This window comes from Mycolicibacter heraklionensis, from assembly GCF_001021505.1.
GTDB classification, from domain to species: Bacteria; Actinomycetota; Actinomycetes; order Mycobacteriales; family Mycobacteriaceae; genus Mycobacterium; species Mycobacterium heraklionense.
The window spans coordinates 145,205-168,485 of the sequence record NZ_LDPO01000005.1; the positions used below are offsets into that span (position 1 = coordinate 145,205).

The 23,281-nt window shown below is 68.3% G+C and carries 20 protein-coding genes; 11 read left to right on the forward strand and 9 right to left on the reverse strand.

Translation table 11 applies throughout. The features are described from left to right. Positions 1–2: 2 nt before the first annotated feature. The 8 genes from ABW16_RS08815 to ABW16_RS08850 all read right to left on the reverse strand — a co-directional run bounded on the left by ABW16_RS08815 (position 3) and on the right by ABW16_RS08850 (position 8,498). A complete protein-coding gene (locus ABW16_RS08815) occupies positions 3–1,805 on the reverse strand; it encodes an acetyl/propionyl/methylcrotonyl-CoA carboxylase subunit alpha (RefSeq protein WP_047318770.1) in 1,803 nt (600 codons plus the stop codon). A 92-nt stretch (positions 1,806–1,897) separates the two neighbouring features. After that, positions 1,898–2,314 carry a SufE family protein gene (locus ABW16_RS08820; RefSeq protein WP_047318771.1) on the reverse strand — a complete coding sequence of 139 codons (417 nt, stop codon included), beginning with the start codon at positions 2,312–2,314 and terminating at the stop codon, positions 1,898–1,900. After that, on the reverse strand, positions 2,314–3,225 hold the full coding sequence (locus tag ABW16_RS08825; protein ID WP_047318772.1) for a sulfurtransferase: 912 nt from the start codon (positions 3,223–3,225) through the stop codon (positions 2,314–2,316). The genes ABW16_RS08820 and ABW16_RS08825 overlap by 1 nt, the downstream gene beginning before the upstream one ends. A gap of 82 nt (positions 3,226–3,307) precedes the next feature. Continuing rightward, positions 3,308–3,949 carry a Maf family protein gene (locus tag ABW16_RS08830; RefSeq protein WP_047318773.1) on the reverse strand — a complete coding sequence of 214 codons (642 nt, stop codon included), beginning with the start codon at positions 3,947–3,949 and terminating at the stop codon, positions 3,308–3,310. Between the two features lie 7 nt (positions 3,950–3,956). Then, complete coding sequence (locus ABW16_RS08835) at positions 3,957–4,217, reverse strand: acyl-CoA carboxylase subunit epsilon (RefSeq protein WP_047318774.1); 261 nt, start codon at positions 4,215–4,217, stop codon at positions 3,957–3,959. A gap of 139 nt (positions 4,218–4,356) precedes the next feature. Next, positions 4,357–6,009: an acyl-CoA carboxylase subunit beta gene (locus ABW16_RS08840; protein WP_047318775.1), complete on the reverse strand. Its 1,653-nt coding sequence runs from the start codon at positions 6,007–6,009 to the stop codon at positions 4,357–4,359. A 48-nt stretch (positions 6,010–6,057) separates the two neighbouring features. Further along, on the reverse strand, positions 6,058–7,443 hold the full coding sequence (locus tag ABW16_RS08845; RefSeq protein ID WP_047318776.1) for an HNH endonuclease signature motif containing protein: 1,386 nt from the start codon (positions 7,441–7,443) through the stop codon (positions 6,058–6,060). Positions 7,444–7,541: 98 nt separating this feature from the next. After that, positions 7,542–8,498 (reverse strand): alpha/beta hydrolase, encoded by a 957-nt coding sequence (locus ABW16_RS08850; protein WP_047318777.1) that lies wholly within the window; start codon positions 8,496–8,498, stop codon positions 7,542–7,544. An 86-nt stretch (positions 8,499–8,584) separates the two neighbouring features. Between ABW16_RS08850 and ABW16_RS08855 the strand changes: the two genes are divergently transcribed. Both ABW16_RS08855 and ABW16_RS08860 read left to right on the forward strand, forming a co-directional pair. Beyond that, the gene (locus tag ABW16_RS08855) at positions 8,585–9,397 is read left to right on the forward strand and encodes a biotin--[acetyl-CoA-carboxylase] ligase (RefSeq protein WP_047318778.1); all 813 of its coding nucleotides are present in this window, start codon (positions 8,585–8,587) and stop codon (positions 9,395–9,397) included. An 8-nt stretch (positions 9,398–9,405) separates the two neighbouring features. Then, positions 9,406–9,915 (forward strand): PH domain-containing protein, encoded by a 510-nt coding sequence (locus tag ABW16_RS08860; RefSeq protein ID WP_047318779.1) that lies wholly within the window; start codon positions 9,406–9,408, stop codon positions 9,913–9,915. Here ABW16_RS08860 and ABW16_RS08865 read toward each other — a convergent pair. Next, entirely contained in the window at positions 9,879–10,526 is a 648-nt protein-coding gene (locus ABW16_RS08865) for a GtrA family protein (RefSeq protein ID WP_047318780.1), read from the reverse strand. The genes ABW16_RS08860 and ABW16_RS08865 overlap by 37 nt on opposite strands. Before the next feature lie 141 nt (positions 10,527–10,667). On the opposite strand from ABW16_RS08865, the gene ABW16_RS08870 reads away from it, so the two are divergent. The 9 genes from ABW16_RS08870 to ABW16_RS08910 all read left to right on the forward strand — a co-directional run bounded on the left by ABW16_RS08870 (position 10,668) and on the right by ABW16_RS08910 (position 23,170). After that, positions 10,668–11,834, forward strand: a complete 1,167-nt coding sequence (locus ABW16_RS08870) for a 5-(carboxyamino)imidazole ribonucleotide synthase (protein WP_047318781.1) — start codon at positions 10,668–10,670, stop codon at positions 11,832–11,834. Then, positions 11,827–12,342: a 5-(carboxyamino)imidazole ribonucleotide mutase gene (gene purE / locus ABW16_RS08875; protein ID WP_047318782.1), complete on the forward strand. Its 516-nt coding sequence runs from the start codon at positions 11,827–11,829 to the stop codon at positions 12,340–12,342. Before ABW16_RS08870 ends, purE begins: the two co-directional genes overlap by 8 nt. Positions 12,343–12,356: 14 nt before the next feature. Next, positions 12,357–13,526, forward strand: a complete 1,170-nt coding sequence (locus ABW16_RS08880; protein ID WP_047318783.1) for an acyl-CoA dehydrogenase — start codon at positions 12,357–12,359, stop codon at positions 13,524–13,526. A 93-nt stretch (positions 13,527–13,619) separates the two neighbouring features. Continuing rightward, positions 13,620–14,753, forward strand: coding sequence for an aminotransferase class V-fold PLP-dependent enzyme (locus ABW16_RS08885; protein WP_047318784.1), 1,134 nt, complete (start codon positions 13,620–13,622; stop codon positions 14,751–14,753). A 4-nt stretch (positions 14,754–14,757) separates the two neighbouring features. Next, positions 14,758–16,857 carry a phosphate acetyltransferase gene (gene pta / locus ABW16_RS08890; protein WP_047318785.1) on the forward strand — a complete coding sequence of 700 codons (2,100 nt, stop codon included), beginning with the start codon at positions 14,758–14,760 and terminating at the stop codon, positions 16,855–16,857. Continuing rightward, positions 16,854–18,008, forward strand: coding sequence for an acetate kinase (locus ABW16_RS08895; RefSeq protein ID WP_047318786.1), 1,155 nt, complete (start codon positions 16,854–16,856; stop codon positions 18,006–18,008). Before pta ends, ABW16_RS08895 begins: the two co-directional genes overlap by 4 nt. Positions 18,009–18,142: 134 nt before the next feature. Further along, positions 18,143–19,885, forward strand: a complete 1,743-nt coding sequence (locus ABW16_RS08900; protein ID WP_047318787.1) for a DUF2339 domain-containing protein — start codon at positions 18,143–18,145, stop codon at positions 19,883–19,885. A gap of 90 nt (positions 19,886–19,975) precedes the next feature. Next, complete coding sequence (gene pstS, locus ABW16_RS08905; protein WP_047318788.1) at positions 19,976–21,094, forward strand: phosphate ABC transporter substrate-binding protein PstS; 1,119 nt, start codon at positions 19,976–19,978, stop codon at positions 21,092–21,094. Positions 21,095–21,178: 84 nt separating this feature from the next. Beyond that, positions 21,179–23,170 (forward strand): serine/threonine-protein kinase PknD, encoded by a 1,992-nt coding sequence (locus ABW16_RS08910; protein WP_047318789.1) that lies wholly within the window; start codon positions 21,179–21,181, stop codon positions 23,168–23,170. The last annotated feature ends 111 nt before the right edge of the window (positions 23,171–23,281 follow it).

The following is a 23,281-nucleotide window of genomic DNA, read 5'->3' on the forward strand; positions in this document are numbered from 1 at the left end:
GCTTACTTGATCTCGCAGAGCACGGTGCCCTGCGTGATGGCCGAACCGGCCTCTGCCGACAGGCCGGTGATGACACCGTCCTTGTGCGCGGTGACCGGGTTCTCCATCTTCATGGCCTCCAGGACGACGACCAGGTCACCGGCGGCGACCTCCTGGCCCTCCTCGACGGCCACCTTCACCACGGTGCCCTGCATGGGTGCGGTCACGGCGTCACCGGACGCCGCCGCACCGCCATGGGCGCCACGCTTGCGAGCCTTGGGCTTCTTCCGGATGACTCCGGCGGCACCGCCGCCGCCCGCACCGCCGCCGCCCAGCGCCAGGTCGCCCGGCAGCGACACCTCCAGGCGCCGTCCGCCGACCTCGACGACCACCTTCTGCCGCGGCTGCGCGTCCTCGTCGTCGAGCGGCTCGCCACCGGTGAAGGGTTCGATGTTGTTCTCGAACTCGGTCTCGATCCATCGGGTGTGCACCGAGAAGCCGTTCTCGTCACCGACAAAGGCCGGGTCGCGAACCACCACCCGGTCGAACGGGATGACCGTGGCGAGCCCCTCCACGTGGAACTCGTCCAGGGCGCGCCGGGCGCGCTCCAGCGCCTCGGTGCGGGTCGCGCCGGTGACGATCAGCTTGGCCAGCATCGAGTCGAACTGGCCGCCGATCACCGAACCGGTCTCCACGCCGGAATCCATCCGGATGCCGGGGCCGGTCGGCGGGTCGAAGCGGGTGACCGGGCCGGGGGCGGGCAGGAAGCCGCGACCGGCGTCCTCGCCGTTGATGCGGAACTCGATCGAGTGGCCTCGGGGCGCGGGGTCTTCGGTGATGTCCAGCGTCTCGCCGTTGGCGATCCGGAACTGCTCACGCACCAGGTCGATGCCGGAGGTCTCCTCGGTGACCGGGTGTTCCACCTGAAGACGGGTGTTGACCTCCAGGAAGCTGATCAGGCCGTCCTGGCCGACCAGGTACTCCACGGTGCCGGCGCCGTAGTAGCCGGCCTCCTTGCAGATCCGCTTGGCGGACTCGTGGATCTCCTTGCGCTGCGCGTCGGTCAGGAACGGCGCCGGGGCCTCCTCGACCAGCTTCTGGAAGCGGCGCTGCAGCGAGCAGTCGCGGGTGCCCGCGACGACGACGTTGCCGTGCATGTCGGCGATGACCTGCGCCTCGACGTGGCGCGGCTTGTCCAGGTAGCGCTCCACGAAGCACTCGCCGCGACCGAACGCGGCCACCGCCTCACGGGTCGCGGACTCGAAGAGCTCGGGGATCTCCTCGATGGTGCGGGCCACCTTCATGCCGCGGCCACCGCCGCCGAACGCGGCCTTGATCGCGACCGGCACGCCGTACTCCTTGGCGAAGGCCACCACCTCGTCGGCGTCCTTGACCGGGTCCGGGGTGCCGGGCACCAGCGGAGCCTTGGCACGCGCGGCGATGTGGCGCGCGGTGACCTTGTCGCCTAGGTCGCGAATCGACTGCGGGCTCGGCCCGATCCAGATCAACCCGGCGTCGATGACGGCCTGGGCGAAGTCGCCGTTCTCGGAGAGGAAGCCGTATCCGGGGTGGATGGCGTTCGCGCCCGACTGGGCGGCGGCGTCGAGGATCTTCTCGAACACCAGGTAGGACTCGGCCGACGTCTGCCCGCCCAGCGCGAACGCCTCATCGGCAAGCCGGACGTGCGGTGCGTCGGCGTCGGGCTCGGCGTACACGGCCACGCTGGCCAGTCCGGCGTCGCGCGCGGCGCGGATCACCCGGACTGCGATCTCTCCGCGGTTGGCGACGAGCACCTTGGAGATCTTCGAGCTGGCATCGTTTGCCACTGGCCCTCCTGACGGCATGTTTAAGAAAGGTCTTTAAGAATCTAGCTTCAGGCAGTGTAAGGCGCGACCGCTGAACCTGTTCCAGGTGCCCCTTACGCGGCGCGTAAATGCCGCTTGATGCGGGTCAACATGGCCGACATCCCGCGCAGGCGCAGCGGGCTGATCAGTGCGGCCAGCCCCAGCCGGGACGCGAAATCCTCCGGCACGCCCAGGATGACGTCGGCCGGCTCGCCGTCGAGGCCGGCGGCCCAGATCGATGCGAAGCCGCGCGTCGTCGGCGCCTCTACAGGCGCGCTGAAATACAGCCGAACCCGCTGCGGGTCGGCGGCATCCACATGCAGGAACAACGGCGACTGGCACTCCGGTACCGGTTCCATGGCGGATTCGGTCAGCTCGTCGGGCAGGTCGGGCAGTTCGTCGGCGAATTCGAGCAGCAGCTTGAGCTTGTCCTGGCCTTCGACTTCGGCGAAGTCGGACACCACCTGCGCCAATCCCTCCGGCAGGCTCATCAGCCGACGAGGCTCCCAGGGGCCCCGGGCAGCTCTCCGGGCTCGGGTCCGTCCACGATCGGCACGCGAACGGTGTTGCCCCACTCGGTCCAGGAACCGTCGTAGTTGCGGACATCGTCGAGGCCGAGCAGGTGGGTCAGCACGAACCAGGTGTGGCTGGAGCGTTCCCCGATGCGGCAGTAGGCGATCGGCTTGTCGCCGGGCTTGAGGAAGCCGTAGAGCTGTTCCAATTCCTCGCGCTTGCGGAACCGGCCGGCGTCGTCGGCCGCCTTGCTCCACGGGATGGACACCGCGGTCGGGATGTGGCCGCCGCGCAGCACACCCTCCTCCGGGTATTCCGGCATGTGAGTGCGCTCGCCGGTGTACTCCTGCGGCGAGCGGACATCGATCAGCGGCACCTGGCCGATATTGGCCAGCACGTCGTCCTTGTAGGCACGGATCGGGGCGTCGTTGCGCTTCACGACGGGGTAGCCGGTCGTGGTCTTGCTCGGCACGTCCAGGGTGGTCTCGCGGCCCGAGGACACCCACAGGTCGCGCCCGCCGTCGAGCAGCCGCACGTCTTCATGGCCGAACAGGGTGAACACCCACAGCGCGTAGGCGGCCCACCAGTTGGACTTGTCGCCGTAGATCACCACGGTGTCGTCGCGGGAGATGCCCTTGCGGTTCATCAAGTCGGCGAACTGCTCACCGGTGATGTAGTCGCGGACCGGCGAATCGTTGAGGTCGGTGACCCAGTCGATCTTGACCGCGGTGGGAATGTGGCCGATGTCGTAGAGCAGGACGTCCTCGTCGGACTCCACCACGACGAGGCCGGGCGTGCCCAGATTGCCCGCGAGCCAGTCGGCTGTCACCAGCCGTTCGGGGTGAGCGTAGGACTGCAGGGCGGGGGTGGGGTCGGCAGGCACTGGCACGATGCCGAGCCTACCGGGCGATAACCGTTGTGCCACTCCCATGCCGGGAAATCTCTCCGGCGTCAGGTGGGCGCGACCTGGGTCAGGTGACGGGGTTGGCCGCCCACAGCGCAGCGACCGAGAGTCCGGCCGGGCGCAGCAGCCGGCGCAGCATCGGCAGGCTGATCCCGATGACGCTGGAGGGATCGCCGTCGACGCCGTCGACGAACCAGCCGCCCAGACCGTCCAGGGTGAATCCGCCGGCCACCCGCAGCGGCTCGCCGCTGGCCAGGTAGGCCTCCAGGTCGTCATCATCGGGCCGACCGAAACGCACTGTGGTAACAGCTGTTTCGGTGATCTGATGAGTGACCTCGTTGTTGCGCAACCGGATCAGGCTATGGCCGGTGTGGAGCTGGCCGGAATTGCCGGCCATCTCGCGCCAGCGGCTGCGGGCCTCGTCGACGGTCGGCGGCTTGCCGCACAGCTTGCCGTCGATGTACAGCATCGAATCACAGCCGATCACAACGCAATCGGTGCTCACCGGAGGCTGCAGTGTGGAGGCGACCTGCTCCGCCTTTGCGGCGGCCAGAGCGCCGGTCACATCATCCGGGGAGGCAGTGGCGGGTAGGCCGGCCATCACGGCGTCCTCGTCGACACCGGAGACCACCACCAAGGGATCGATCCCAGCGCCGCGCAGGACGGTCAGCCGGCCCGAGGACGCCGAGCCGAGGACCAGCCGCGTCACCGACGGGTCACCGGCGCATGTGGGTGCGCTCCAGCAGAGTGATCCGCTGCCAGCTGAACAGCGGAAGCCGCAGCTTGTCCACCGGATGGCCCCACATATTGCGTTCCCGCGTGCCGGATTCGGCGCCCCCGCCTCCCGCCGCGCCGAGCACCGCGACCAGCGCCGCGATCTCCTCGGCGGTGGGGTTGCCACGCAGCACCTTGATGTGCGGCTCGGCGGCAGCAGGAGTCTCCTCGACCACAGTGGTGGCTTCGTTCTCTTCGCTCACAAGCGCGCTCCGCTCACAGTGCCTTCGCTGCTCGCGTCACTCGTGTCATTCGCTGCGCTCACTCCACTCGTTCCGCTCACAGTGCCTTCGCTGCTCGCGTCATTCGTGTCATTCGCTGCGCTCACTCCACTCGTTCCGCTCACAGGGGAATGTTTCCGTGCTTCTTGGGCAGCGGCTGGACGATCTTGCGTTCCAACAGCCGCAGCGATGTCGCGATGTAGCCGCGAGTGTGCGACGGCGGGATCACCGCGTCGACATACCCGCGTTCGGCGGCGACGTAGGGGTTTACCAGCGTGTCCTCGTACTCCTGCTGGAGTTGGAGTCGCAGCGCGTCGACGTCGTCGCCGTTCTTCGCGGCCTCGTTGAGCTGCTGGCGGTAGACGAAACCGACCGCGCCGGAGGCGCCCATCACCGCGATCTGGGCCGTCGGCCACGCCACGTTGACGTCCGCGCCCATCTCCTTGGACCCCATCACGCAGTACGCACCGCCGTAGGCCTTGCGGGTGATGACGGTGATCTTGGCGACGGTGGCCTCTCCGTAGGCGTAGAGCAGCTTGGCGCCGCGCCGGATGATGCCGTTGTATTCCTGCTCGGTACCGGGCAGGAAGCCGGGCACGTCGACCAGCAGCACGATCGGGATGTTGAAGCAGTCGCAGGTCCGGATGAACCGGGCGGCCTTCTCCGAGGCGTTGATGTCCAGGCAGCCGGCGAATTGGGTGGGCTGGTTGGCCACGATGCCGACGGTGCGGCCCTCGACGCGGCCGAAGCCGACGATGATGTTCTGCGCGTAACCGGCCTGGACTTCCAGGAACTCGTCCTCGTCGAGGATCCGGGTGATGACCTCGTGCATGTCGTACGGCTGGTTCGGCGAATCCGGGATCAGCGTGTCGAGCTCGAGATCCTCGGCGGTGAGGTTGTCCTCGATGGCGCCCTCGGGTGCCGGCACCGGGAAGTGCGGCGGGTCGGCGTAGTTGTTCGGCGGCAGGTAGCTCAGCAGGTCGCGGACATACTCGAAGGCGTCCTGCTCTCCGGAGGCGACGTAGTGCGCGGTGCCGGACTTGCCCATATGGGTGTGGGCGCCGCCCAGCTCTTCCTGGGTGACGTCCTCGCCGGTGACAGTCTTGATCACGTCGGGGCCGGTGATGAACATCTGGCTGGTCTGGTCGACCATCACGATGAAGTCGGTCAGGGCGGGGGAGTACACGTGACCGCCGGCGGCCGCGCCCATGATCAGCGAGATCTGCGGGATGACGCCTGAGGCCAGGATGTTGTTGTGGAAGATCTTGCTGTACAGGCCGAGCGAGACCACACCCTCCTGGATGCGGGCGCCGGCGCCGTCGTTGATCCCGATCAGCGGCCGGCCGGTCTTCATGGCCAGCTCCTGGACCTTGACGATCTTCTCGCCGTAGACCTCGCCGAGGCTGCCGCCGAACACGGTGGCGTCCTGGCTGAAGATGCAGACCTCGCGGCCGTCGATGGTGCCGTAGCCGGTCACCACGCCGTCGCCGAGCGGACGCTTCTCGGCCAGGCCGAAGTTGGTGCTGCGGTGCTTGGCCAGCGCGTCGAGCTCGACGAATGAGCCCTCGTCAAGCAAGGCGTAGACCCGTTCACGAGCGGTCAGCTTGCCCTTGGCGTGCACCTTCTCGACCGCGGCCTCACCGACCGGGTGCAGAGTCTCCTCGGTCCGACGTTTGAGGTCGGCGAGCTTGCCCGCGGTGGTGTGGATGTCGACGACATGCTCGGCTTGCGCCTCTACGTGGGCCTCACCGGAGTGCTCAGTAACACTGGTCATAAGAAAGGATCTTAAAGTGTGGGCCCTCGGATCGCCCGACCGGACCGGTTAGGGAACGTCGTCGTCTTCGCTTTCCCGCAGCAGCCTCTCGGGGTGGTGGTAGTGGTTAGTGCGGGTTTGGCCGCCGTGGGGGTACCTCCCGCTTGCGGGGGAGTGCGGTGGGGGCAGGGTTTGGGTGGTTCCGTCGTGGTGTTTGCGGGTTTTCCAGCCGCCGGTGGTGATGAGTTGGTGGTGGGGGCCGCAGCGCAGGGTTAGGTCGGTGATGTCGGTGCGTTGGGTGGTGGCGTAGTCGTGGTCGTGATGCACTTGGCAGTTGTAGCCGGGCACCGGGCAGTTGGGGTGGGAGCAGCCGCGTTCTTTGGCGTAGAGCACGATGCGTTGTCCGGGTGAGGCCAGGCGTTTGGTGTGGAAGAGTGCCAGTTCTTTGGCGCCGTGATAGATCCGCAGGTAGTGATGGGCATGCGAAGCCAGGGCGATCACGTCGCGCATCGGCAGCCAGCTGCCGCCGCCGGTGTGGGCTTTGCCGGTGCCGGTTTCCAGGTCGGCCAGGGTGGTCGAGACGATGATGGTGGCCGGTAGCCCGTTGTGCTGACCGAGGTCTCCGGAGGCCAGCAGCGCGCGGGCCATGGTGGTCAGGGCGTCGTGGTTGCGTTGCGCGCTGCTGCGGGTGTCGGCGTCGATCGCGGCTTGGGTGGGGGTGCCGGCCACGCAGGGGGTGGAGTCGTTGGGGTTGCACATGCCGGGGGCGGCCCAGCGGGCCAGGACCGCATCCCAGGTGGCGCGGGCTTGTGGGTCGAGGTAGCCGCTGATGGGGGTCATGCCGTCGCGGTCTTGGGGGCCCAACACGATGCCGCGGCGTTGGGCCCGGTCCTCGTCGGAGTAGTTGCCGTCGGGGTGCAGATGGTCGGCCAGGCGTTGGGCGAGTTTGGCGAGTTCGTCGGGTCGGCATCGGGTGGCCAGGCCGGACAGGTGCGCTTCGGCCTGGGTCAGGGTGCTCGCGTCGATGTCGGCGGGCAGGTAGCGGAAGAAGGAGCGGATCACCGCGATGTGCTCAGCGCCGGCCTGTCCCTGGCGTTGGGCGGCGGCCAGGCTCGGCAACACCGGCTCCAACGGTTCTCCGGTCATGGCCCGGCGGGGCCCTAATTCGGCGGCGTCGGTGATGCGGCGCCCGGCTTCACTCCGGGTGATGTGGAGTTCGTCGGCGAGCGCCCAGCGGGGTTTGCCGCCGATCTCGCCCGGATCCGCGGCGGCCACCTGATTGACCAGGGGATGTTCCACCGCGGGAAGCCGCCGCCGCAGCTTCTCGCAGCGCCGCAGCAACGCCAGGCACTCCCGCGGCGTCAACGCGTCGAAGTCCAGGTCCAGCGCCCGATCCAGATCAGCCGAGAGCGCGTCGAAGACCTCGACGACCGCTTCCCGACCATTCGAACACATGTGCTAATCGTAGCGACGCCCACTGACAAGAAGCCTGTGCCAAAACTGCTGTGACGCAAGTGAATGCAGTGGCGGAAGCGGACGTTTGGCGCCCGTAGTCAGGCGGCTGCTGTGCCGGGCTCGGGTGGCGCGGTGACTTCCTTGACGAACTCGCCGATGTAGCGGATGGCCCGCCGTCCCTCGGGGAGCACATCGGCCGCCAACGGAAAGTCGTGAATCTGGCCTTCCCACAAATGCAGATCACAACGCACTCCGGCAGCATCCAGCCGTTGCGCCATGGTCTCGGCGTCGGGCAGCAGTAGCTCGTCAGTACTTGCGTGGATGGCGACCGGTGGCAGTAACGACAGGTCGGCGTCCATCGGCGACGCGGCCCGGGCGCGTAGCAGGTATCGGGTGAAAGCCATCAGTGCCTCACACGGGAACATCGCGCAACGCCGGGCGTTGCGGTGCTGAAGCTTTGCGGTGGGGTCTGCATCGGTGAACGGTGAAACCGTAGCTATTCCAGCAGGTTTCACCAGATCCAACTGCGCGGCCGCCAGGGCGGTCATGAAGGCCAGGTATCCGCCCGCGGAGTCGCCGGCGATCACGATCTGCTCCGGGTCATAGCCCCGTCGAAGCAGCCAGCGCAATCCACTCAGGCCGTCCTCGACGGCGTCGGCGATCCGGTGCGCGGGCAACATCCGGTAGTCGATGTTGAGAACGCTGGCATCGGCCGCTCGGGACAATCGGGTCACGAGTGAGCGGTGGGTGTTGAGCCCGCAGGACATAAACGCCCCGCCGTGCAGATAGAGAATGGCCCGCTGCGTCGAGACGTCCGCCGCCTGAACCCGTTCGGCGACACAGTAACCCAGGCGGAAGCGCTCGACACGCGCCGCTCGGCGGAGCGGGACCATCCCGGCCAGTCGGTCGACCGATCCGAGCGGCCAGGCCAAGTCCGGCCGAACGGCCCACGCGCGCACCAGGTTCTTCACGACGAACCGGCTGGCCAGCGACACAGCGACTGATTGTGCGCTGTGGCGGCGGTGAATTCGCCGCGTCAGGCCCCTGGTGACCATGTCGATCGCCTCCTCACCTGTCCGATTACCCGCACGTCGGGCGTTTCAACCGGTGTGGCTGCAGCGCCGGTGAGTAAGCTGGCGAAATGAGTCTTGCGCCACGGCCTCCGCTGGATGTCACCGCTCTGCGGAACGGGTTGACCGGGCCGAATGGGCCGTGGCGTGCCGTGGATGTCGTCGAGGACACCGGTTCGACCAATGCCGATCTGTTGGCCCGCGCCGCAGCGGGCGAAAACATCGACGGCGCCGTGCTGCTGGCCGAACATCAGACGGCTGGCCGTGGGCGTCACGGTCGACAGTGGAGCGCCCCGGCGCGCAGCCAGCTCGCGCTGTCGGTGGGAGTCGCCGCGGACACGGTGCCGACATCGGGCTGGGGTTGGCTGACGCTGGCCACTGGGGTCGCGGTCGCCGATGCGATCGCCGAATGTTCGGGCCTGCAAGTCGGCCTGAAGTGGCCCAACGACGTCATTGCGGGCGACGGCAAGCTGGCCGGCATTCTCGCCGAGGTCGCCGCGCCACAGCAGCTGATCGTGGTGGGGCTCGGGGTCAACGTGACCATGACCGCCGAGGAGGCGCCGGATCCCGCAGCGGTCTCGTTGGCCATGCTCGGCGCCTCGGTGGTTGACCGAAACACCCTCGCCGACAAGGTCCTTCGTCACCTCGCGGTTCGGATCGCGGGGTGGCGTGCGGCCGGTGGGGCAGACGACGCCTTGGTGTCGGACTACCGGCGGCACAGCTGCACGCTGGGGGCCCAGGTGCGTGCCGACATGCCGGGAGACCAACGAGTGGAGGGCCTTGCCGAGGCCATCGATGACACTGGCCGCCTGGTGATCAACACCGGGGATGGCACCGTCACGGTCTCGGCCGGCGACGTCACCCGACTGCGGCCCAACGGTTAGGGCAGCCCGTGGGTTACCCGGAGAACGTGCTGGCCGAGGACGAGCAAGTGGTGTTGCACCGCCACCCCCACGTCAAACGGTTGATCCTGCCCGTGCTGGCGCTGTTGCTGGTCACCGCCTGCGCCGCATTCGCCGCCGGGTTCGTCAACTCGCGGGCCTGGGACCCGACCGCTAAGAACGTCGTCTTCGGGGTGATCTGGGCGATCTGGCTGGTGGTCTTCGGCTGGCTGACACTCTGGCCGTTCCTGACTTGGCTGACCACGCATTTCGTGGTCACCGACCGGCGCGTGATGTTTCGGCACGGGTTGTTGACCCGCAGCGGCATCGACATCGGCCTGGCGCGCATCAACAGCGTGGAGTTCGTGCATGGGTTCATCGACCGGATCTTGCGTACCGGGACGCTGATCATCGAGTCGGCGTCACAGGAACCGTTGGAGTTCTACGACATCCCGCGCGTGGAGCAGGTCCACAGCCTGCTCTATCACGAAGTCTTCGACAGCCCGTCCGCCGGCGGCTGATGACGGGCCGGACGCCGGAACAGCGTCACCACGCCGGTGTCTGGACCGCTCTCCAGCGAGTCCTCGATCGCTTCGGCCAGGGCGCCGGTCTCGATCGTTGCGGCCTGCGCGGCGTCGGTGCTGCGTGCGAACTCGTCTGGAAAGACCCAGCGGCGGAACGCCCAGAACCGGAACGCCATCTGCAGCAGGTTGCCGATAATGTAGGCCGAGACGAAGTCCGAGAGGTTCTCGACGGTCAACGACACCATGGGCACCCGCAGCTGCAGCACGTAGCTGGAGAACCACAACGGGGCCATGGACAGCACCACGCCGACGCCGCTGACCCCGAAGAACAGCAGTGCCTCGTGGTGGCGCTCGCGACCGCCCCGGTCTTTGAAGCTCCACTCGCGGTTGAGGATGTAGGAGGCGATCACCGCGACGATCCCGGAGATGACCTTGGCGGTGACGGGCTTGGGCGACAGGATCGTCAGCTTGAGGGTGTAGAACAGCGCCGAGTCGATCACGAAGGTGGTCGCGCCGACAATGGCGAACTTGATCAACTCATGGTGGCGCTCGGCCAGCGGCCGGATCACCCGCGGCAGGCGGGCGATCGTGGCGTCGGTAAAAGACACAAGTTGCCAGTGTACGGACTCGGCGCGATCTGCGCCTAACGACTGCATAACGACCTCGTGGCCGGACGTGACACGATATTGCCCGTGCCGAACCCCCCAACCACTGCGCCGCCTGCCGGTGGACGCAGCCCGCTCGTCGCCATGGTGGGTGGCGGTCAGCTGGCGCGGATGACCCATCAGGCCGCGATCGCGCTCGGACAGCGGCTGCGGGTGCTGGCCGCGGCGGCCGACGAGCCGGCTGCCCAGGTCACCCCGGACGTTGTGCTGGGCTCCCACACCAACCTCGACGACCTGCGCCGGGCCGCCACCGGGGCCACCGTGCTCACCTTCGACCATGAGCACGTCCCGGGCGAGCTGCTGGACCAACTGGTCGCCGAGGGCATCAACGTTGCGCCTCCGCCGGCGGCGCTGCTGCATGCTCAGGACAAGCTGGTGATGCGCCGGAAGCTGTCGGCGCTGGGGGCGCCGGTGCCGCGGTTCGCCGCGATCGAGACGCCCGAGGACCTCGACGACTTCGCCGCGCTGACCGGTGGCCCGATGGTGGTGAAGGCGGCCCGGGGCGGTTACGACGGGCGGGGGGTATCCCTCGTCGACGACGTGGCTCAGGCCCGGGCGGTCGTCGCTGACTATCTGGCCGCCGGAGTGCCGGTGCTGGCCGAAGAGCGGGTCGCGATGCGCCGGGAACTGTCGGCGCTGGTGGCCCGGTCACCTTTCGGCCAGGGCGCGGCCTGGCCGGTGGTCGAAACCGTGCAAGAAGACGGTATCTGCGTGACGGTGATCGCACCCGCCCCCGATCTTTCGGATGAATCAGCGGCTGCTGCACAACAATTGGCGCTGAGGTTGGCCGATGAGCTGGGCGTGGTCGGGGTGCTGGCTGTCGAGCTCTTCGAGACCTCCGACGGGCAGTTGCTGGTCAACGAGCTGGCGATGCGACCGCACAACTCGGGGCACTGGACCATGGACGGTGCGGCCACCAGCCAGTTCGAACAGCATCTTCGCGCGGTGCTGGACTATCCGCTCGGCGCCACCACACCGGTGGTTGCGGTGACCGTGATGGCCAATGTCCTGGGCGCCCCGCAAACGCCGGCGATGACGATGGACGAGCGGCTGCACCACCTGTTCGCGCGTTATCCCGATGCCCGAGTCCATCTCTACGGCAAGGACGAACGGCCGGGCCGCAAGATCGGCCACATCAACCTGCTCGGTGAGGACGCGAAGGACTCGGCGAACCTGCGCGAGCGGGCCGAAAGCGCGGCACACTGGTTGTCGCACGGGGAATGGAGCGATGGATGGGATCCGCATGAGTGAACACAGGCCCGGTCCCCGGGTCGGCGTCATCATGGGCAGCGACAGCGACTGGTCGGTGATGGAAGAAGCGGCGCTCGCGCTGGCCGAGTTCGAGATCCCGTTCGAAGTCGGGGTGGTCTCGGCGCACCGCACCCCGCAGCGGATGTTCGACTACGCCCGCGACGCCGCCGGCCGCGGCATCGAGGTGATCATCGCCGGGGCGGGCGGCGCCGCCCACCTGCCCGGGATGGTGGCTTCGGCCACACCGCTGCCGGTGATCGGGGTGCCGGTCCCGCTGGCCCGCCTGGACGGGCTGGATTCTTTGCTGTCGATCGTGCAAATGCCGGCCGGGGTGCCTGTGGCCACTGTTTCTATCGGTGGTGCGCGCAACGCGGGTTTGCTCGCGGCGCGTATTCTGGGCTCGGCCGACGCGACGTTGCGGGCCCGCATGGCGGCTTTTCAGGACCAGCTGGCGCAGAGCGTGCTTGCGAAGGACGCGATGCTTCAAGGTAAAGTTACCGGCGAGTAGCTTAGGAGGCTGTGATGGCTGGGTGGGCCGGGAATCCGTCGTTCGATCTGTTCAAGCTCCCCGAGGAGCACGACGAGTTGCGGGCGGCGATTCGGGCGTTGGCGGAGAAGGAGATCGCTCCTTACGCCAAGGAAGTCGATGAGCAGGCCCGGTTCCCCGAAGAGGCCCTGGCCGCGTTGAACGCGTCGGGTTTCAACGCCGTGCACGTGCCTGAGGAATACGGCGGTCAGGGTGCGGACTCGGTGGCGGCCTGCATCGTGATCGAAGAAGTCGCCCGGGTGTGCGCCTCGTCGTCGCTGATCCCTGCGGTGAACAAGCTGGGCACCATGGGGCTGATCCTGTCGGGTTCCGACGAGCTCAAGCAGCAGGTGCTGCCCGGGTTGGCGGCCGGCGAGGTGATGGCGTCTTACGCGCTGTCGGAGCGCGAGGCGGGCAGTGACGCCGCGGCGATGCGTACTCGTGCGAAAGCCGATGGTGATGACTGGATCCTCAACGGGTCCAAGTGCTGGATCACCAATGGTGGCAAGTCCAGCTGGTACACCGTGATGGCGGTGACCGACCCGGATCTGGACGCCAACGGGATCTCGGCGTTCATGGTGCACATCGACGACGAGGGCTTCACGATCGGGCCCAAGGAGCACAAGCTCGGCATCAAGGGTTCACCGACCACCGAGTTGTACTTCGAGAACTGCCGCATCCCCGGTGATCGGATCATCGGGGAGCCCGGCACCGGGTTCAAGACCGCGCTGCGCACCCTGGACCACACCCGCCCGACGATCGGTGCGCAGGCGGTCGGTATTGCCCAAGGCGCGTTGGATGCGGCGATCGAATACACCAAGGACCGCAAGCAGTTCGGCAAGAACATCAGCACCTTCCAGGGTGTGCAGTTCATGTTGGCCGATATGGCGATGAAGCTCGAGGCCGCTCGGCTGATGGTCTACTCGGCCGCGGCGCGTGCCGAGCGCGGCGAGACCGGGTTGGGTTTCATCTCGGCGGCGTCGAAGTGTTTCGCCTCCGATGTGGCGATGGAGGTCACCACCGACGCCGTGCAGTTGTTCGGTGGGGCGGGCTACACCACCGACTTCCCGGTCGAGCGGATGATGCGCGACGCCAAGATCACCCAGATCTATGAGGGCACCAACCAGATCCAGCGCGTCGTCATGAGCCGACACCTACTGCGCTGACGCGGTCTGATGACCTCTGATCTGTGAACCGGAGGGGAGCGGCAGCCCTAAGATTGGCTGTCGGCGCTGTCCGTCCCACCTAGGAGAGGCTTCATGCCAGGACTTCTGCCCGAGGTCGACCCCGACGGTTTGCTGGAGTACTCCGTCGTCTACACCGACCGGGCGCTCAACCACATGTCCGCACGCTTCCAGGACGTCATGAACGATGTCTCCGCGATGCTGCGCGAGGTGTACCACGCCGACGCGGCAGTCGTCGTACCCGGAAACGGAACGTGCGGAATGGAGGCGGTAGCACGCCAGTTCGCCAACGGTGCGCAGGTGCTCGTCGTCCGGAACGGGTTCTTCAGCTATCGGTGGAGCCAGATCCTGGAGACCGGCCGCATCACCGACCGCGTCACCGTGCTCAAAGCACGTCCGACGGGCGACGGCGACCAGGCACCCTTCGCTCCTGCACCCATCGATGAGGTCGAGGAGGCGATCGCGCGGACCCGGCCGGCGGTGGTGTGCGTCCCGCACGTCGAAACCGCCAGCGGAATCCTGCTGCCCGACGACTACCTGGCGCGCATCGGCACGGCGACGGCGGCCGTGGGCGGCCTGTTCGTCCTGGACTGCATCGCCGCCGGCGTGGTCTGGGCCGATATGGCGGCGCTTGGGGTGGACGTCTTGGTGACCGCGCCGCAGAAGGACTGGAGTGCCGAGCCGGGCTGTGCCATGGTCTGCCTGTCCAACCGGGCACTGGAGGTCATGGAGCGCACCCAGAGCACCAGCTTCGCGCTGGACCTGAAGAAGTGGCGAGAGATCATGGTGGCCTACGAGAAGGGCGGCCACGCCTACCACGCCACGATGCCCACCGGCGTGATCAGCGGCCTTCGCGACGCCATGGCCGAGACGCGCGCCCGGGGCTTCGACGCGGTGCGCGAGCAGCAGTTCGCCTTGGGACGCAAGGTACGTGCGTTGCTGGCCGAACGCGGCTTCCCCAGCGTGGCCGCACCGGGATTCGAAGCGCCTGGCGTGGTGGTCAGCTACACCACCGACCCCGACATCCGCACCGGGAGAAAGTTTCTGGCCCAGGGCCTTCAGACCGCGGCGGGAGTGCCGCTGCAGTGCGACGAGCCGGCGACGTTCAGCACCTTCCGGGTGGGGCTGTTCGGTCTGGACAAGCTGGCCGACATCGAGGGAACGGTGGCGCGACTGAGCTCCGCGATCGACCGGATCACCTCGGCCTGATTCGATGTCAGAAGGTAACTCCGGCACGTCGAGCATCTACCTCGCCGCCGCCGAGGGCGGCACCGGAAAATCCGTGCTCGCGCTGGGCCTGCTGCACCTGTTGGCCGCCTCGTCGGCCCGGGTCGGCGTGTTTCGCCCGGTCGTGCGATCGCTGGACGAGCCTGACGGCCAGCTCGAACTGCTACTTGCGCATGCCACCGCCACCATCGACGATCACAGTGCGTGCCGTGGCGTGACCTACCAGCAGGTGTTCGCCGACCGGGAGGCGGCGCTGGGTGAGATCGTCGCGCGATTCCACGAAGTCGCCCGGTGCTGCGACACCGTACTGGTAGTGGGCAGCGACTACACCGACGTGGTCAACCCGAGTGAGTTGAGCTTCAACGCCCGTGTCGCGGTGAACCTGGGCGCGCCACTGGTGCTGGCAGTCAACGGCCACAACCGCGACCCGCAGGACGTCGCTGAGATCACCGAACGCTGCCTGGCCGAAGTGGCTGCGGTACATGCCCATCCGGCAGCGGTGATCGCCAACCGTTGTGACCCGGACCGGCTGGCCGATGTCACCCGGGCGATCTCGGGACGCCTGGCCGGCGCGGGCATTCTGGCGTTCGCGATCCCCGAGGTGGCGCTGCTGTCGGCTCCGACGATGGCCGAACTCTGCACTGCGCTGGAGGGCACCGTCTACAGCGGCGACCCGGAGTTGCTGCGCCGGGAAGCGCTGAGCGTCATGGTCGGTGGCATGACCGCTGAGAACATTCTCGATCGGCTGAGCGAGGGCCAGGTGGTGATCGTACCGGCCGACCGCTCCGACGTGCTGCTGGCGTTGGTGAACGCCCATGAGGCGCAGGGCTTCCCATCGCTGGCGGGTATCATCCTCAACGGCGGCCTGCTGCCGCACCCGGCCATCGACAAATTGGTCAAGGGACTGCGGCCAACCCTGCCGTTGATCGCCACCAGCCATCGCACCTACGACACCGCCGAAAAGGTGTCGAACACCGGCTCGAGGATCACCGTCGACGCGCTGCGCAAGATCGACACCGCGCTCGCGCTCATCGCCGAACATATCGACGGCGCCGAGCTTGCCGAGCGGATCCGGGTGCCGGCATCGTCCGTGATCACCCCGCAGATGTTCGAGTATCGGCTGCTGGAACGGGCCCGATCCGACCGCCGTCACATCGTGCTGCCGGAAGCAACAGATGACCGGATCCTGTTGGCGGCCGGGCGGTTACTGTCCCGCGGGATCGTCGATCTGACCCTGCTCGGCGTGGAAGGTGCGGTACGCCAGCGCGGTGCCGAGCTGGGCGTGGACCTGGACGCCGCGCGGGTGATCGACCCCGAGACCAGCGACCTGAGGGACACATTCGGCGCCGAATACGCTCGACTGCGTGCCCACAAGGGCATGACCGAGGACCGTGCCCGCGAAATCATGCGCGACATCTCCTATTTCGGCACCATGATGGTGCACCTGGGGATCGCCGACGGAATGGTGTCGGGTGCCGCACACACCACAGCCCACACGATCAGGCCGGCGTTCGAGATCATCCGGACCGCGCCGGGGGTGTCCACGGTGTCCAGTGTGTTCCTGATGTGCCTGTCGGACCGGGTGCTGGCCTACGGGGACTGCGCGGTGGTGCCCGACCCGACCGTCGACCAACTCGCCGACATCGCCATCTCCTCGGCGGCTACCGCGGCCGCGTTCGGCATCGAACCCAGGGTTGCGCTGCTGTCTTACTCGACCGGCGAGTCCGGTTCCGGTGCAGGTGTGGACAAAGTCCGTGCCGCAACGCAATTGGTGCACGAGCGCCGGCCGGATCTGCTCGCCGACGGTCCGATCCAATACGACGCCGCAGTCGACGAGGGGGTGGCCGCGGCCAAGATGCCGGACTCGCCGGTGGCGGGGCGGGCCACCGTGCTGGTGTTCCCGGACCTCAACACCGGCAACAACACCTACAAGGCGGTGCAGCGCAGTGCCGGTGCCATCGCCATCGGTCCGGTGCTGCAGGGACTGGCCAAACCCGTCAACGACCTGTCCCGGGGCGCGCTGGTCGACGACATCGTCTACACCGTGGCCATCACCGCGATCCAGGCGCAGGAAGTCCCCCGGTGACGGCAACCGCGTCCGGTCTGGTGCTGGTGCTCAACTCCGGCTCGTCATCGATCAAATTCCAATTGGTCGACCCGGTGGCCGGGACCGCGCTGCTGTCCGGACTGGTGGAGCAGATCGGCGAGGACGACAGCCCGGTGGCCGACCACGCCGCCGGGCTGCGGCTGATCCATCGCCAGCTCGTCGACTCCGGTATCGACCTGGCCGCCGTTCGCGCCGTGGGGCATCGGGTGGTGCACGGCGGCAACCTGTTCCACGCACCCACACTGATCACCGACGAGGTGGTGGCCGAGGTGGCGCGGCTGGCCGAGCTCGCGCCGCTGCACAATCCGGCCAACGTGATCGGGATCGAAGTGGCCCGTGCCGACTTTCCCGACGTCCCGCACGTGGCGGTGTTCGACACCGGCTTCTTCCACTCCCTGCCGGCGGCCGCGGCCAGCTATGCCATCGACCACGACGTCGCGAGCCGATACGGCATCCGCCGCTACGGATTCCACGGCACATCGCACGAATACGTCTCTGCGCAGGTCGCCGCCGTGCTGGGCCGTGACCCCGGCGAGCTGAACGTCATCGTGCTGCACCTGGGCAACGGGGCCTCGGCCTCGGCGGTGCAAGGCGGGGTGGCCGTCGAGACATCGATGGGGCTGACTCCGCTGGAGGGCCTGGTGATGGGGACCCGCAGCGGCGACATCGACCCCGGCGTGCTGTTCCACCTCAACCGCACCGCCGGGATGGGTGTCGATGAGCTCGACGAGCTGCTGAACCGCCGCTCCGGGCTCAAGGGGCTGTGCGGGGTCAACGATTTCCGGGAGTTGCTGGAGCAGCGGGAGGCCGGCGGCGCGCTGGGCGAGGCGGCCGGGCTGGCCTACGACGTCTACGTCCACCGACTGCGCAAGTACGTCGGCGCCTACCTGGCCGTGCTGGGCCGAGTCGACGCCATCGCCTTCACGGCCGGGGTGGGGGAGAACGCGCCCAGCGTGCGCGAAGACGCGCTGGCCGGCCTGGGCGGGCTGGGCATCGTCGTGGACCCCGAACGCAACCGCACCGGCAAGGGCGCCCGGATCATCTCGGCCGACGCATCGCGCACCACCGTATTGGTGGTTCCCACCAATGAAGAGCTGGCGATCGCGCGGGCCGCCTGGCAATTCGTGTGAGCACCCACCGGACTCCGGGCCCGCCACCCCGGCTCTGACCGAGCGGGAGACCGAGGTGCTGCGTCATGTGTCAGGGCGAAGTCGAGTAGCCCTACTCGTCCGATTTTCGCCCGCGATGCGGCATCGTTGCCTGCGTGACCGAACCACATGCCGTACTGCAGCGGCTTACCGCGGAATGCCACGCATTGTCCTGGCAGCTCTACCGGGTCTCGACTGAACTCGCCGAATTGGATCGGCAGCTGCACACCGCGGCAGCCCCGGTTGCCCCAGCTGTCCCGGTGGCGCCGACGGCCGTGCCGGTGCGACCGGGACCGCCGGCGACCGCCGCGGAACCGAAACCTGTGACCGCAGTCGGTGACTCGGGGTGGATCGGCAGACTGCTGGCTGTCGCGGGAGTCGCGGTGACGCTGGTCGGCGTGGTGCTGCTGCTGGTGCTGGCCGCCCAAGCCGGCATCCTGCGCCCGCAGATCCGGGTGGCCGGTGGCTTCGTGCTCTCGGCGGCGCTGGTCGGCGCGGCGTGCCGGTTGCGTAACCGGCCGGGCGGACGGACCGGGGCCATCGCCTTGGCCGCCACCGGGATCGCCGCGGCCTACCTGGACATCCTCGCGATCACCGCCTACTACCACTGGGTGTCGGCAGCCGTCGGGCTGGTGGTCGCGGCTACGGTCGGCGGGGCCGGCCTGGTACTGGCCCGGCGCTGGGACTCCGAACACCTCGGGGTGCTGGTGCTGGTCCCGCTGATCGGCCTGGCCCCGATCCTTACCGGCGACGTCGACCTGCTGCTCATCGGTTTCCTGCTGGCGCTGTCGGCGGCGGCGCTGCCGGCGCAGCTGGGCAAGGACTGGACCGGGATGTTCGCCGCCCGCATCGCAGCGGCGACGCTGCCCCTGTTGGCGGCGCTGATCGCCATCAACGGTGACGACCACCGGTGGCTGATCGGCGGCGCCTGCGCCGTGGCCGCGGCGCTGGCCGTCGTCAGCGGGCTGTTGGTGCTGCCCACCGCCACCAGGCCGGGCGCACTCGCGTTGCTGACCGCCGCCGGAACCCTGCCGGCGTTGGCGGCCAGAGCCGTGCTGGAACCGGTGCCGGCCACGGTGCTGGCAGCGACGCTGTCGGTCGTCATGCTGGCGATCGTCCTCGCTCACCGGGCACTGCAGCCGGTCGTCGTGCAGGTCTTTTCGGCACTGTCGGCGGGCGCCGCACTGATCGCGGTGACCACGGCATTCCACGGCTCGGTGCTGGCTCCGGTGTTGCTGGCCATGGCCGTCGTCGTCGCGGTCGCCGGCCGACACAGTCGCGTGGCCCGTTGGTGCGCAGCCGGTTTCGGTTTCGCAGGCGCCGTCGTCTACCTCGGCTACGCGTCACCGGACAAGCTGATCACCGCGACGGCGATGTCGACCGCGGACGTGGTGTCCACGCTGGTCGCCAGCCTGCTGGTGATCATGCTGGTGGTCGTCATGGCACGCGCATACGCCGTCGCCGACGGCACCAACCCCGCCAATGCGCCGATCCTGGCGGTGGCCGGCGGGGCACTGATCGGCTACGCCGTCACCGCGTTCACCGTCACCGCCGGCGTCGCGATCGGCGGTACCGGCGGCGGGTTCCTGACCGGCCACATGGCGGCCACCCTCTGCTGGATCGCGATGGCGGCCGTCCTGCTGCGCTACGCGTTGCGCCTAGCCGACCGCGGGGCCCGCACCTGGGCGATCACCGCCGGCCTGGCGCTCACCGGAGCCGCCACCGCGAAGTTGTTCCTGTTCGACCTGGGCACCCTCGACGGCATGTTCCGGGTCGCGGCGTTCATCGTCGCGGGCCTGCTGTTGCTGGGCATGGGCACCGGTTATGCCCGCAGCCTGGCGCAGCAGGACGAGAGGTGACCGACAATTTCGTAGCCGTCAACACCGGGTGGCAACCGCATTCGGCGGTACCAGGTCCGGCTACGGCGGGTAGCGGTACAGTTTCGTCCTGTGAAATTCGGCCGATCGACCGTGGTGGCGGCCCTGCTGGTTGTTGGCGCACTGACGGTTTCGGCCTGCGGCGGCGGCTCTGCTCAAGTGCTGTCCGCCGAGGACCCGGCGGCCGGCGTGGACTGCGGGGGTAAGCAGGAACTGCATGCCGGCGGATCGACCGCCCAGGCTAACGCGATCGAGCAATTCGCTTACGCCTATTCCCGGGCCTGTCCCGGGCAGGCGCTGGTCTACAACGCCACCGGCTCCGCCACCGGAGTGGACGACTTCATCGCCAATGAGATCGACCTGGCCGGCTCCGAGCTGGCCATGGACCCCGCCAAGACGCAGCCGGAACGGGCCGCGGAGCGGTGCGGTTCGCCGGCCTGGGACCTGCCGGTGGTGTTCGGTCCGCTCGCCGTCACCTATCACGTCAACGGGGTGAACACCCTCAACCTGGACGGGCCCACCCTGGCGAAGATCTTCAACGGAACGATCGGTAGCTGGGACAACCCCGCGATCAAGGCGCTCAACACCGGCGTCGCGTTACCGGCGCTGCCCATCCATGTGGTGTACCGCGGCGACCGATCGCCGAGCACCGCCAGCTTCCAGAAGTACCTCGAGGTCGCTTCTGACGGTGCCTGGTTTGCCGGCGCCGGTGACATGTTCAACGTCGGCATCGGTGAGGCCGGCACCGGCAACAATGGCACCGCGGCGGCGCTGCAGACGACCGACGGATCCATCACCTACCACGACTGGTCGTTCGCGGTCGGCAAGCAGCTGCCGATCGCGCAGATCATCACCGCGGCCGGCTCGGCTCCGGTGGGCATCTCCGCCGACTCGGTCGGCAAGACCATCGCCGGGGCGAAATTCGTGTCCGACGCGAACCCGAACAACGACCTGGTGCTGGAGGCGGCGTCCCTCTACCGGCCCGCCGATCACGGCGCCTACCCGATCGTCTCGGCGACCTACCAGATGGTCTGCTCGAAGTACCCCGACGCCGCCACCGGCACGGCGGTCAAGGCGTTCCTGCAGGCTGCGATCGGTCCAGGCCAGGATGGGCTGGACCAGTACGGCTTCATTCCGCTGCCGGCGTCCTTCAAATCCAGGCTCCTGACGACGGTCAACGCGATCTCGTGACCGTTTGCGGCGTTGGCGCCGGTTAGTCTGGTAGCCAATCTTTCGCCGCAGTGCGCGGCACTGTGGTCGAAGGGAGCGTCGTCGGTGAACAATCCCGAGCCGGGTTCGCGGACCGGATCGCGGTTCGGCCCCTATCAAGTGGGGCGGTTGCTCGGCCACGGCGTCGTGGGTGATGTCTACCGGGCCGAGGACACCCGCAACGACGAGACCGTGGCGCTGAAGCTGATCTCCGAGTCGCTCTCCGCCGATGAGGCGTTCCGCAGTCGGCTGGAGGACGAGGCTGAAGCCGCCGGTCAGCTGACCGAGCCCCATCTGGTGCCGATCCGCGCCTACGGCGAGATCGACGAGGTGCTCTACCTGGAGACGGGACTGATCGACGGCACCGAGCTGGCCACCGTCTTGGCCGACGGAGGTCCGCTGAGTCCGCCGCGTGCGGTGGCCATCGTCCGGCAGGTCGCCGCGGCACTGGACGCGGCACACAACGCCTATGTCGTCCACCGCGACGTCAAACCCGAGAACATTCTGCTCACCCAGGACGACCTGGCGTATCTGATGGACTTCGGGGTGGCCGCGGCCATCGCCGAACCGGGCGCACGGGCCAAGCCGGCGCTCGGCACCGTCGCCTACATGGCGCCGGAGCGTCTGACCGGCGAGCAGGTCACCCACCTCGCCGACATCTACTCGCTGGCCGCTGTGTTGGCCGAGGCGCTCACCGGGGTGCGTCCGTTCTCCGCCGAAACCGTCGAAGAGGCGATCGAAGAACGCCGCACCGCCGAGCCTCCGCAACCGAGCAAGCTGCGCCCGGGGCGGGTGCCGGCGGCCATCGACGCGGTGCTGGCCCGCGGGCTGGCTCGCAAACCCGAGGAGCGCTACAGCAGCGCCGGTGAGCTCGCCGCCGCCGCCTACCAGGCGCTGACCGAACCCGAACGCCACCAGGTGTCCCGGATCCTGCGGCGTGGCGAGCCGGCACTGCACCTGCCCGGCGGTCTGGAACCCGAGCCTAGATCCGAGGGCCGTGCCCTGTCGGCCGGCGTGAGCCGAGCCGGATGGGCACCGTCGGACACCGGATTCGGTGCTGCTTTGGGCGCCGGTCTGGGCGGCCCGCCCCCGGCGCCGTTCCCGATGTCCCCCCTGCTGCGGAGCGACCTGCAGACCGAGATCCCGGTCATGCCCACTCCGTCCCGGCGGTGGCGGCTGCCCCGCAAGCCGGTGCTGGCGGCGGCCGCCGCGATCGCCGTGGTCACCGTCGTCGCCGGCGTCGGGCACCTGGTGTCGAAGCCCTCGTCGGCGATACCGGTGGCCGCGCCCCCGCAGGACGTGTTGCCCTTCGCCGACCTGGACTACCGGCTCTCACCGGGCGGGGTGGCGCTGGACGGCGACGGCAATGTCTACGTCACCAGTGAGGGCATGCACGGGCGGGTGGTGCGACTGGCCGCCGACTCGACCGCCTCGACGGTGGTGCCCTTCAGCGACCAGTACCAGCCGCGCGGGGTGGTGGTCGACAGCATCGGCAACGTGTACTTCTCCGATGTCAACAGCCGGGTGGTCAAGCTCGGGGCGGAAGACGACACCCACACGGTGTTGCCGTTCGCCGGCCTGGACGACCCCGACGGGGTGGCGGTGGACTCCGACGGCGGCAACGTCTATGTCGCCGACCGCGGCAACGACGCGGTGTTGCGCCTGGACACGGTCACCAACGCCCAGACCACAGTGCCGTTCGTCGGCCTCAACAAGCCCGACGGGGTGGCGGTGGACTCCGCCGGCAATGTCTATGTCACCGACACCGGCAACAACCGGGTGCTCAAGCTGGTGGCCGCCACCAACGAACAGGTGGTGTTGCCCTTCACCGGGATCGTCGCGCCGTGGGGTATCGCGGTGGACGAGGCCGGCGACGTCTACGTCACCGAGCACAACCGCAACAAGGTCGTGAAACTGGCAGCCGGTGCCGCGATCCCGGTGGTGTTGCCGTTCACCGGTCTCAACGCCCCGTTGGACGTCGCAGTCGACAAGCACGGCAACGTCTATGTCGCCGACCGCGGCAACGACCGCGTCGTCAGGGTGGACGCGAACAGCTAAGGGCCGCCTGAGGGGCCGGCGCTGTGACGGCTGCCTCACCGAAACGCCAGGTAGCATTTTTTGGGTGGACAGCAGCGTCGTGGGCCCCGCAGCGGGCGTCACCGATCCGGT

Coding starts and splice junctions, on each gene's coding strand:
- ABW16_RS08820 (WP_047318771.1), bottom strand. CDS start 2,314: ATGAGCCTGCCGGAGGGATTGGCGCAGGTGGTGTCCGACTTCGCCGAA.
- ABW16_RS08840 (WP_047318775.1), bottom strand. CDS start 6,009: ATGACCAGTGTTACTGAGCACTCCGGTGAGGCCCACGTAGAGGCGCAA.
- ABW16_RS08845 (WP_047318776.1), bottom strand. CDS start 7,443: ATGTGTTCGAATGGTCGGGAAGCGGTCGTCGAGGTCTTCGACGCGCTC.
- ABW16_RS08850 (WP_047318777.1), bottom strand. CDS start 8,498: ATGGTCACCAGGGGCCTGACGCGGCGAATTCACCGCCGCCACAGCGCA.
- ABW16_RS08855 (WP_047318778.1), top strand. CDS start 8,585: ATGAGTCTTGCGCCACGGCCTCCGCTGGATGTCACCGCTCTGCGGAAC.
- ABW16_RS08870 (WP_047318781.1), top strand. CDS start 10,668: ATGGTGGGTGGCGGTCAGCTGGCGCGGATGACCCATCAGGCCGCGATC.
- purE (WP_047318782.1), top strand. CDS start 11,827: ATGAGTGAACACAGGCCCGGTCCCCGGGTCGGCGTCATCATGGGCAGC.
- ABW16_RS08880 (WP_047318783.1), top strand. CDS start 12,357: ATGGCTGGGTGGGCCGGGAATCCGTCGTTCGATCTGTTCAAGCTCCCC.
- ABW16_RS08885 (WP_047318784.1), top strand. CDS start 13,620: ATGCCAGGACTTCTGCCCGAGGTCGACCCCGACGGTTTGCTGGAGTAC.
- pta (WP_047318785.1), top strand. CDS start 14,758: ATGTCAGAAGGTAACTCCGGCACGTCGAGCATCTACCTCGCCGCCGCC.